Annotated in this window: 7 protein-coding genes; 3 read left to right on the plus strand and 4 right to left on the minus strand. The window is 71.2% G+C overall.

Annotation, left to right across the window (positions count from 1 at the left end):
- Nucleotides 1-20: 20 nt before the first annotated feature.
- On the minus strand, nucleotides 21-2,093 hold the full coding sequence (gene glgX, locus RI211_RS08120) for a glycogen debranching protein GlgX (protein ID WP_315636910.1): 2,073 nt from the start codon (nucleotides 2,091-2,093) through the stop codon (nucleotides 21-23).
- Between the two features lie 101 nt (nucleotides 2,094-2,194).
- On the opposite strand from glgX, the gene RI211_RS08125 reads away from it, so the two are divergent.
- From RI211_RS08125 to ligA, 3 genes are read left to right on the plus strand one after another with little or no spacing between them, the layout of a single operon-like run.
- Nucleotides 2,195-3,370 (plus strand): cysteine desulfurase family protein, encoded by a 1,176-nt coding sequence (locus tag RI211_RS08125; protein ID WP_315636909.1) that lies wholly within the window; start codon nucleotides 2,195-2,197, stop codon nucleotides 3,368-3,370.
- A 9-nt stretch (nucleotides 3,371-3,379) separates the two neighbouring features.
- Entirely contained in the window at nucleotides 3,380-4,477 is a 1,098-nt protein-coding gene (gene mnmA, locus RI211_RS08130; RefSeq protein ID WP_315636908.1) for a tRNA 2-thiouridine(34) synthase MnmA, read from the plus strand.
- A 38-nt stretch (nucleotides 4,478-4,515) separates the two neighbouring features.
- Nucleotides 4,516-6,831, plus strand: a complete 2,316-nt coding sequence (gene ligA / locus RI211_RS08135; protein WP_315636907.1) for an NAD-dependent DNA ligase LigA — start codon at nucleotides 4,516-4,518, stop codon at nucleotides 6,829-6,831.
- A 3-nt stretch (nucleotides 6,832-6,834) separates the two neighbouring features.
- Here ligA and RI211_RS08140 read toward each other — a convergent pair whose 3' ends face one another.
- Genes RI211_RS08140 through RI211_RS08150 form a run of 3 tightly spaced genes read right to left on the minus strand, consistent with a single transcriptional unit; the run spans nucleotide 6,835 to nucleotide 10,911 of the window.
- Nucleotides 6,835-7,314: a GNAT family N-acetyltransferase gene (locus RI211_RS08140; RefSeq protein ID WP_187664012.1), complete on the minus strand. Its 480-nt coding sequence runs from the start codon at nucleotides 7,312-7,314 to the stop codon at nucleotides 6,835-6,837.
- Nucleotides 7,315-7,325: 11 nt separating this feature from the next.
- Nucleotides 7,326-9,164, minus strand: a complete 1,839-nt coding sequence (locus RI211_RS08145) for a DEAD/DEAH box helicase (RefSeq protein WP_396654857.1) — start codon at nucleotides 9,162-9,164, stop codon at nucleotides 7,326-7,328.
- A 46-nt stretch (nucleotides 9,165-9,210) separates the two neighbouring features.
- On the minus strand, nucleotides 9,211-10,911 hold the full coding sequence (locus RI211_RS08150; RefSeq protein ID WP_187664013.1) for a long-chain-fatty-acid--CoA ligase: 1,701 nt from the start codon (nucleotides 10,909-10,911) through the stop codon (nucleotides 9,211-9,213).
- Between the last annotated feature and the right edge of the window lie 16 nt (nucleotides 10,912-10,927).

Consider the following 10,927-nt stretch of genomic DNA (forward strand, 5'->3'; position numbering starts at 1 on the left):
CAGGGCGGCGAACCGTGCTATCACTCGACGCGGAACAGGCGCATCGAGGTGCCGGGGATCGGCAGCACCTCGCCCGGTACGAAGGTCTCCTCGGCGTCCGACGGCCGCTCATCCGCGCTCGACCAGAGCGAGACGAACCGGGTGGCGCCGTCGATGTCCTCCGGGAGCCGGACGTCGATCGGAGCCTCCGTGCCGTGCACGATCAGCAGGATCCGGTTCGCGGCTTCCTTGTCCGGCGTGGACGCGGCGACGTACTGCAGGGTGCGGTTGCCGGGGTCCGTCCACTGGGCCGGCTCCATCGTCGCGCCGTCCTGGTCGTACCAGTCCATGACCGACGCGTTCGGGATGTGCTCGCCGAGGCGCGCGTACCGGCTCGGGCGCAGCGCGGGGTTCTCCTCACGGAGCCGGAGGAGGCGCGCGACGTGGGCGCGGAGGTCCTTCTGCCACGGCTCGAACTCCCAGGAGAGCCAGGACAACGGAGAGTCCTGCGCGTAGGCGTTGTTGTTGCCCCGCTGCGTCCGTCCCACTTCATCCCCGGCGGTGAGCATCGGGATGCCGGCCGAGAGCAGCAGGGTGCCGAGCAGGTTGCGCATCGCCTTCCGCCTGGCGGCGAGGATCATCGGATCGTCGGTGGGGCCCTCCACGCCGTGGTTGAAGGACCGGTTCAGATCCGCGCCGTCGCGGTTCTGCTCGCCGTTGGCCTCGTTGTGCTTCACGTCGTAAGACACGAGGTCGTGGAGTGTGAAGCCGTCGTGCGCGGTGACGAAATTGATGCTCGCGAGCGGTCCCCGATCCTCGCTGAAGGTGTTGGACGAGCCGGCCAGACGTGTCGCGAAACCGCCGATCCCCACCGGTGCCGAGGCCCGCCGGGCGTAGTCGATGTCGCTGAGCCAGAAGTTGCGCACCCGGTCGCGGTAACGGTCGTTCCACTCATGCCAGCCCGAGGGGAAGTTCCCGGTCTGCCAGCCGCCCAGACCGACGTCCCAGGGTTCCGCGATGAGCTTGGTCTCCGCGAGCACGGGGTCGGCGGCGATCGCCTGCAGAAGGGGATGGTCGGGGGTGTAGGTGTGCGCGCCGTCGCGGGCGATCGCCGTGGCCAGATCGAAACGGAATCCGTCGATCTGCATCTCCTCGGCCCAGTACCGGAGGGAGTCCACGACGAGGCGCGCCCCGGCCTCGGTGGCGGTGTTGAGCGTGTTGCCGCATCCGGTGGTGTCGATGTAGACGCCCGCGTCGTCCTGCCGGTAGTACCGGGCGTTGTCGAGGCCGCGGAGGCTGGACCGCGGGCCGCCGATCCCCTCCTCGGATGTGTGGTTGTACACGACGTCGAGGATCACCTCGAGACCCGCTTCGTGCAGCAGCCGCACCATGCCCTTGAACTCGGCGATGATCGCCTCGGGCCCGGCCTTGCGCGCGCCCTCGGTGGCGTACGCGGCGTGCGGTGTGAAGAAGTTCAGGGTGTTGTAGCCCCAGTAGTTCGTCAGACCACGCTCGAGGAGTCGGGGTTCCGGGACGAACGCGTGGACGGGGAGCAGCTCCACCGAGGTCACCCCGAGCGTGCGGAGGTGCGCGATCATGGCGGGATGCGCGAGGCCCGCATACGTCCCGTGCAGCGCCGGCGGGATGTCGGGGTGACGCTTGGTCAGCCCTTTCAGGTGGCCCTCGTAGATCACGGTCCGGTCGGCCGGGACCCGCGGCTTGGTGGAGTCGCCCCAGTCGAAGCCGTCCTCGATGACCACGCCGCGCCACTCCTGGTAGCCGTGGCCCTGGGCGAGACCACGCGCGTACGGGTCGAGGAGCAGCGTCTCGGGGTTGAACGTGTTGCCGGGGCCGTGCGGTCCCTCGACCCGGAGGGCATACCGCACGCCCGGCTGGAGCAACGGCGTCGTGACCTCCCAGACCCCTCCGGGCCGCCTTTCCAGCGCCGCCTGGTCGACCACCCAGTCGAGGTCCGTGGCGTCGAACACGACGAGCTCGACGGCCGAGGCGTTCTGCGACCAGACGCGAAGGGTGCCGACGCCGTCGTGCAGGCGGACGCCGAGATCGTCGAGGGTCGCCCCACCGGGCACGTCGGAGACGGGGGACGAAGGCATGGATACACCCTAAACGTGTTGCATTTCAGTCTCGTGACAGGACGCACCCGGTCTCACGCGCAGACGGACCGTTCGCCGCGCGGATCGGGGAGAATCGAACTATGCGGCACTATCTCGACCACGCGGCGACGACCCCGCTGCGCCCGGAGGCCAGGGAGGCGTGGCTGGAGGCGTCCGTCATCGTCGGCAACGCTTCGTCGACGCACGGGGCAGGGCAGGATGCGCGCCGGGTGCTGGAGGAATCCCGGGAGCGCGTGGCCGCGGTTCTCGGGGCCGACCCGATCGAGGTGGTGCTGACCTCCGGCGGGACCGAGTCCATCAACCTCGCTCTCCAGGGCCTGTGGCGCTCGCGTCGTCCGGGCTCTTCGGCGGTCGTCGTGCCGGACGGTGAGCATCACGCGACGATGGACACGGTCGCCGCCCTCGTCTCCGACGGAGCCGAGGTGCGCGCTGTTCCTCTCTCTGCCCAGGCGCGCATCGACGGGAGCCGCTTCGCGTCGGCCCTGCCCGGTGCGGCGTTCGCGACCGCGCTCGTCGCGAACAACGAGACCGGGACGGTCAACGACGCGGCGGCTCTGACCGCGGCCGCCGCCGATGCCGGAGTGCCGCTGCACCTCGACGCGGTCGCCGCGCTCGGGCACCTCCCGCTGTCGTTCCGGGAGCTGAGGGGCGGTGCGGACGAGGGGACGGGCCTGGTGGCGCTCAGCGTCGCCGGTCACAAGGTCGGCGCGCCCGTGGGTGTCGGTGCGCTGGTGGTCGCTCGGTCCGCCCGACTGACCCCGCTTCTGCGGGGCGGGGGCCAGCAGCGGGGTCTGCGTGCGGGTACGCAGGATGTGCCGGGAGCCGCGGCACTGGCGACCGCGCTCGAGCTCGCCGAACGGGAGCGGGCCGCCGAGACCGTCCGGGTGGGCCGCTTGCGCGACCGTCTCGTCGAGGGGGTCCGTGCGCGGGTGCCGGCGGCGGAGCTCCTGGGCGACCCCGATCACCGTCTTCCCGGGACCGCGCATCTGCTCTTCCCCGGTGCCGTGGGGGAGAGCCTGCTGTTCCTGCTGGACGTGGCCGGGGTCTCGGCCTCCACGGGATCCGCCTGTCAGGCGGGGGTCGCCGAGCCCTCGCACGTCGTGATGGCGATGGGGCGCAGCGAGTCGGACGCCAGGAGCGTGCTGCGATTCTCTCTCGGCCGGACCTCGACGGACGCCGACGTCGACGCGGTGCTCGGGGCGATCGGCGATGCCTATGCCCGGGCATCCGGGGCCCGTGCAGCCGAGCGCTCGTAGACTGGACCCATGCGAATCCTTGCGGCCATGAGCGGCGGTGTGGACTCCGCCGTCGCGGCCGCCAGGGCCGTCGAGGCGGGGCACGATGTGGTGGGCGTGCACCTGGCGCTCTCCCGCGCCGGGGGGACCCTGCGCACCGGCAGTCGAGGCTGCTGCACGATCGAGGACGCGCTGGACGCCCGCCGGGCCGCCGACCTCCTGGGCATCCCCTTCTACGTGTGGGACTTCTCCGAGCGCTTCCGGGATGACGTGATCGACGACTTCGTCGCGGAGTACCGCGCCGGTCGTACTCCGAACCCGTGCATGCGGTGCAACGAGAAGATCAAGTTCGCGGCCCTGCTGGAGCGCGCCCTGGAGCTCGGCTTCGACGCCGTCTGCACCGGACACTACGCGACCCTGGTGGATGGTCCTGAGGGTCTCGAGCTGCACCGGGCCTCGGACAACGCGAAGGACCAGTCCTACGTGCTCGGTGTCCTGACGGCCGACCAGCTCGCGCACACCTATTTCCCGCTCGGGACCACGCCGTCGAAGGCCCTCGTGCGGGCGGAGGCGGAGCAGCGCGGTCTCAGCGTGGCCCAGAAGCCGGACAGCCACGACATCTGCTTCATCCCCGACGGCGACACCCGGGGGTGGCTGGCCGAGAAGGTCGGCACGGCCGCCGGCGAGATCGTCGATCGCACGGGCGCGGTCGTCGGCGCGCACGAGGGCGCGCACGCATTCACCGTCGGCCAGCGGCGCGGGCTCAAGCTCGGTGTCCCGGCGGCGGACGGCAAGCCCCGCTTCGTCCTCGAGGTGCGCCCCGTGTCGAACACGGTGGTCGTCGGCCCCAAGGAGGCCCTGGCGATCGCCGAGGTCGCGGGGGAGCGTTTCAGCTGGGCCGGCACCGCACCTGCCGCGTCGACGTTCGCGTGCGATGTGCAGATCCGCGCGCACGCCGAGCCGGTGCCCGCCACGGCCACCGTGACCGCGGAGGGCGTCCGCGTGGTGCCGGAGACTCCGCTCGACGGCGTCGCTCCGGGGCAGACCGCCGTGCTCTACGTCGGCACACGTGTGCTCGGGCAGTTCACGATCGATACGACCGTCTCCGCCGTTCCGGTCGGCGTCTGATCCGGGTGGATGTCGGTCCCCGCTCCTAGACTGGCGGGGTGCCGGAGAACATCTCACTGGAAGACGCCCGCAGCGAGGCGGAGGAGCTGACCACCCGCATCCTCGAGGCGAAGGACGCGTACTACGGGCGCGACACGTCGCTCGTCGACGACGCGACGTACGACGGCTGGATGCGGCGCCTGGAAGAGCTCGAGCGCCTGCACCCCGAGCTGCAGGGCCAGGACTCGCCCACGCAGATGGTCGGTGCCGCCGAGGCTACCGGGCTCGCGACCATCGAGCATGCCGAGCGCATGCTCAGCCTCGACAACGTCTTCTCGATCGAGGAGCTCCGGGAATGGGCGCAGAAGACGCGGGCGGCAGCCGGGAGGGACGTCGATTGGCTGACCGAGCTCAAGATCGACGGTCTCGCGATCAACCTGCGATATGAGAACGGCGTGCTCACGTCGGCCGCGACCCGCGGCGACGGGCGGGTCGGCGAGCTCGTCACCGAGAACGCGCTCCGGCTCCCCGAGATCCCGGAGCGGCTCGCCGGGGAGGGGCACCCGCCGATCGTCGAGGTCCGCGGAGAGGTCTTCATCCCCGTCGCCGCGTTCGAGCGCCTGAACGCGGCGCAGGCGGCTTTCCGCGACCGCGCGTATGCCGACGCCCTCGCGCGGTGGGAGGCCAGGGGCGGCGCGAAGAGGCCGTTCGATGACGAGAAGGCGCGCACCGCGGCGGCGCGGCGCTTCCCGGCCTTCGCCAATCCCCGCAACGCCGCCAGCGGCGGCCTGCGTCAGCAGATCGACAAGAAGGACGGCCTGGAGCTCGAAGCGGGCCTGCTGCGCATCGAGTCGCTCGCGCTCTACGTGCACGGCATCGGCGCCTGGACGAACCCGCCGGTCGCGGCGCAGAGCCAGGTCTACGAGCTGCTAGCCGCCTGGGGGCTGCCGACGAGCCCGCACACCAAGGTGTGCCGCAGCATCGACGACGTCGTCGCCTTCGTCGAGCACTACGGGGAGCATCGGCACGACATCGAGCATGAACTGGACGGCATCGTGGTCAAGGTCGACGAGCTCGACCTGCACGACGAGCTCGGGGCCACGAGCCGGGCCCCCCGCTGGGCGATCGCCTACAAGTACCCGCCGGAGGAGGTGCAGACGAAGCTCCTCGACATCGTCGTCTCCGTCGGGCGCACCGGTCGCGCCACTCCCTTCGCGGTCATGGCACCGGCTCACGTCGCCGGATCCGTGGTCCGTCAGGCCACGCTCCACAACAAGGACGTGGTCAAGGCCAAGGGCGTGCTCATCGGCGACACCGTGGTGCTCCGGAAGGCGGGCGACGTGATCCCCGAGGTGCTCGGCCCGGTGGTCGAGAAGCGGGACGGGACGGAGCGGGAGTTCGTCATGCCGGCCGACTGCCCCGAGTGCGGCACCCCGTTGCGCGCCATGAAGGAGGGCGACATCGACCTCCGGTGCCCGAACGCGCGGTCGTGCCCTGCGCAGGTGCGCGGACGCGTCGAGCACATCGGTTCCCGCGGCGCCCTCGATGTCGAGGCCCTGGGCGAGGTCACCGCGGCGGCCCTGACCCAGCCCACGACTCCGGCCGAGCCCCCTCTGATCACGGAGGCGGGGCTGTTCGCCCTCACGCTGGAGCAGCTCGTGCCGATCGAGGTCGTCGTACGTGATGCGGAGACGGGTCTGCCGCGCGAGGACGAGGACGGCCTCGTGAAGACGCGCGCGCCGTTCCGACGGAACCCGACCGCCGCCGAGAAGAAGTCGGGTCTGGAAGGTCCGCAGCCGTCCTCGCAGGCGCTGACACTGCTCGCGGAGCTGGAGAAGGCGAAGACCAAAGACCTCTGGCGGCTGCTCGTCGCCCTCAACATCCGCCACGTCGGACCGGTCGCGGCGCGGGCGCTCGCGCAGTGGTTCGGGTCGCTCGACGCGATCCGGGAGGCATCGCGGGAAGAGCTCGCCGCGGTCGAGGGCGTGGGCGGCATCATCGCCGACTCCTTGCTCGCGTGGTTCGACGTCGACTGGCACCAGGACATCGTCCGGCAGTGGACGGATGCGGGCGTGCAGTGGGCGACGCCGGGCCACCCCGGGCCGGGAGCAGCTGTCGCCGCCGGGGGAGTGCTGGAAGGCCTCACGGTGGTCGCGACGGGATCTCTCGACGGCTACACCCGTGAGGGCGCGCAGGAGGCGATCATCAAGGCCGGCGGCAAGGCGGCCTCGAGCGTCTCCAAGAAGACCGACTTCGTGGCCGCGGGTCCCGGCGCCGGCTCCAAGCTCGCGAAGGCGGAGGAGCTCGGCGTCCGCATCCTCGACGCCGCGCAGTTCCACGTGCTGGTCACGGAGGGCCCTGCGGCGCTGGAGTGAGGCTCAGGCGCTCTCCGGGGCCGCCGTGGTGGGCGCGAGGAACTGTCGCAGCCGCGGTGAGTCCGCGAATCCCAGCTTCTGGTAGAGACCCACGGCGGCCTCGCTCGAATGCACGGTGATCCGCTCGGCACCGACCGACACGGCGTGCGCGCAGGCGGCGGCGACGAGGCCGCGGCCCGCTCCGCGCCCTCGATGCTCCGGGAGGACGAAGACGCTCTGGATGTCCGCGGAGATGCGATCGACCGCCCCGGGCCGCGGCACACGCGGCACGAGGGCGACCCAGGCGGCACCGACGATACGGTCATCCTCCTCGGCGCGCGCGACGAAGGCGACGTGGGTGCGGGCGTGCGCCTGCCACCAGTCGCCGAGTTCCGCGGTGTACGTGTCGAGCGATCGACCGGCCGTCAGGTCCCTCGGCACGTCCTGCCACTTGAGCTGGGCGAGCGCGGGGAGATCCTCCCTGCCGGCGCGGTCGATGCGCATCGTCGGTCCGCTCAGGCCTTGTGACGGGGCTTCCGGAAGGGCTTCTCCTCGCGGTCGCCGTGCGCCGGGCGCTCGTCGCGGTCGCGCTTGTCGTAGCGGGTCGGGCGACCACGGCCGTCGCCGTCGCGCGAGGACGACCCGCGTCGCGCCCCGGGGCCACGGTCGGGAGCGATCTCGATCAGTCGTCCCGAGATACGGGTGTCGCGGAGCTTGTCGAGGACGGCGGGGTCGAGGTTCGCCGGAAGCTCGACGATCGAGAAGTCGGGACGGATGTTGATCGCCCCGAAGTCGTCGCGGCCCAGACCGCCCTCGTTCGCGAGCGCGCCCACGATCTGTCGCGGCTCGACGCGGTGCCGGCGACCCACCTCGATGCGGTACGGCGTGTAGTCGCCGCGGCCGCGACGCTCCCGGGGTTCGCGCGGCTCCCGCGTCTGCCGCTCGCGCGGCGGGCGGTTGTCGGCGGCCACCGCCTGCGACAGGGCGTCCTGGGCGGGGTCGAGGAGCAGCGGCGTGGCGCCCTGGGCGACCACGGCGAGAGCGGCCGCGACGTCGCCTTCCGGCACATCGTGATGCCGCACGTAGTGGGCGATGATGTCGCGGAACGCGTCGATGCGCGTCGTCTCCGAGAGCGCGGTCGTGATGGCGTCGTCGAAGCGGGCGAGCCGCGTCGTGTTCACGTCCTCGGTGCTCGGGAGCTGCATCTGCGTGGGCTGCTGACGCGTGGCCTTCTCGATGTGCTTGAGCAGGTAGCGCTCGCGCGGGGTGATGAAGCTGATCGCGTCACCCGTCCGGCCGGCCCGCCCGGTCCGTCCGATGCGGTGGACGTACGACTCGGTGTCGGTGGGGATGTCGAAGTTGACCACGTGGCTGATGCGCTCGACGTCGAGGCCGCGGGCGGCGACGTCCGTGGCGACGAGGATGTCGAGCTTGCCGTCCTTGAGCTGGTTGACGCTGCGCTCGCGCTGCACCTGCGGCACGTCGCCGTTGATCGCGGCGGCGGAGTATCCGCGGGCGCGGAGCTTCTCGGCCAGGGTCTCGGTCTCGTTCTTCGTGCGGACGAAGACGATCATCCCGTCGAAGTTCTCCACCTCGAGGATGCGGGTCAGAGCGTCCACCTTCTGCGCGTAGGAGACGACGAGGTAGCGCTGGGTGATGTTCGTGTTGGTCGCGGTCTTGGACTTGACCGTGATCTCCTCCGGGTCGCGGAGGTACTGCTGCGCGAGGCGGCGGATCTGCGCGGGCATCGTCGCCGAGAACAGGGCGACCTGCTTCTCCTCCGGCGTCTGCGCGAGGATCTGCTCGACGTCTTCGGCGAAGCCCATCTTCAGCATCTCGTCGGCTTCGTCCAGCACGAGGTACTGCAGCTCGGAGAGGTCGAGCGTGCCCTTGGCGAGGTGGTCCATGATGCGGCCGGGGGTTCCCACGACGACGTGCACGCCACGGCGGAGCGCGGACAACTGCACCCCGTAGCCCTGACCGCCGTAGACGGGGAGCACGTGCACGCCCTTCATGCGCGACGCGTAGGACTCGAAGGCCTCGCAGACCTGCAGCGCGAGCTCGCGGGTCGGGGCGAGGACGAGGGCCTGCGGCGTCTTCTGCGTGACGTCGAGCCGCTCCAGCACGGGGAGGGCGAAGGCGGCGGTCTTGCCGGTGCCGGTCTGCGCCATGCCGACCACATCGCGGCCGGCGAGCAGCGTCGGGATGGTCGCGGCCTGGATGGGCGAGGGGGTCTCGTAACCGAGATCCTTGATGGCCTTGAGGACCGGCCCGGTGATGCCGAGGTCCTCGAATCCGGGGGTTGCGGGGGACTCGTCAGGGGCGTCGGTGGGGGTCACTTCTTCAGGGGTCACTTCCCAAGGGTAGCGCGCCCGGCGACCCGCTTCCTGTGCGACCGGGTCAGACGCCCGAGGTGAGGGCGAGCAGCTTCTCCTTCACCTGCCGGCGGAGCACCTTGCCGATCAGCGACGTCGGCAGCTCGTCGACGACGAAGACGCGGCGCGGCACCTTGTACGGCGTGAGGATGCTGCGGGCGTACTCGCGGATCGCCTCGACATCGACATCGGCCCCGGGGTCGACGACGATCGCCGCCACGACCTCCTCGCCCGAGTGGTCGCTGGGCAGTCCGACGACCGCAGCGTCGACGACCGACGGATGCTGGCGCAGCGCGTTCTCGACCTCGGTGGGGGCGACGTTGAAGCCGCCCGTGATGATGAGCTCCTTGATCCGGTCGACGATCCGCACGAATCCGGCGTCGTCGATCGTGACGATGTCGCCCGTCCGGTACCAGCCGTCGACGAACACGGCCTCCGTCTCCTCGGGCTTTCCGTAATACCCGGAGAAGACCTGAGGGCCGCGCACGACGAGCTCGCCGGCGGAACCGGCCGGGACGTCCTCGGTGGGGTTCTCCGGATCGACGACGCGGCACTCCGTCCCGGGGAGCGGGAGGCCCACGGTGCCGGGGACGCGGTTGTCGGCGACCGGGTTCGCCATGAGGACGGGGGAGCACTCGCTCAGGCCGTAGCCCTCGACGAGGTAGCCGTGCGTGGCGGCCTCGAACGGGACGACGAGCTCGTGCGGCAGCGCCATGGCACCCGAGATCGCCACCTCGATGCCGTCGAGCGACACGCCCTTGGCGTTCGCCGCGGCGAGCAGCCGGTCCGCGATGGGCGGCACGAGCGGGAGGAAGGTCGCCGGGTGCTTCTTGACCACGTCCAGCACGAGATCGGGATCGAACTTCGGGAACAGCACGAGGCGCGCGCCCATCGACATCGCGAAGGTGAGGCAGAGGGTCAGGCCGTAGGCGTGGAACATGGGCAGCACGGCGTACACGACGCAGCCCTTGCCGCGCTGGATGGACGGGACCCAGGCCTGGGACTGTGCCGCATTGGCGAGGAGGTTGCGGTGGGTGAGGGCGGCGCCCTTCGGCGTGCCCGTGGTCCCCGACGTGTACTGGATGATCGCCAGGTCGTCCGTGCCGGGCTGCGGATGCGAGGCGGGGATCGGGGCACCAGCGACCACCGACTCCCAGAGGACGGTGCCGCGGACGCGCTCGGTCAGCGCCGCCCGCGATTCCCTCGCCTTCGCTACCGGCAGCCGGAGCGCGAAGCGGGTGAGTGCGGGCATGGCGCGAGTGACGTCAACGGACACGAGCGTCGAGACGGCCAGGTCGCTCGGGAACTCCTGAACCGTCGCCACGACCTTGTTCCAGACGATCGCGTGCTTGGCGCCGTGGTCCTCGAACTGCTTGCGCAGCTCGCGGGGGGTGTAGAGCGGGTTGTGCTCGACCACGACCGCTCCGAGTCGCAGCACGGCGTAGAACGCCACGATGTGCTGGGGGCAGTTCGGCAGGACGATGGCGACCGGGTCGCCGGCGCGCACGCCGAGATCCCGGAGCCCCGCGGCGGCGCGATCGATCGCCTCCTGCAGCTGTGCGTAGGTGGTCTCCCTGCCGAAGAACTGCAGGGCCGGGGCATCGGGATAGTCCCGCGCCGACGCGGCGACGATGTCCACGAGGGAGCCGCTGACGGGGGCGAGGTCCTCCGGGACGCCGTCGGCGTAGCTGGCGATCCACGGGCGAGGGGGCTGGAACGTGCTCACGCGCCCAGCTTAGGCG

The sequence above is a fragment of the Microbacterium meiriae genome (assembly GCF_032364335.1).
GTDB lineage: Bacteria > Actinomycetota > Actinomycetes > Actinomycetales > Microbacteriaceae > Microbacterium > Microbacterium meiriae.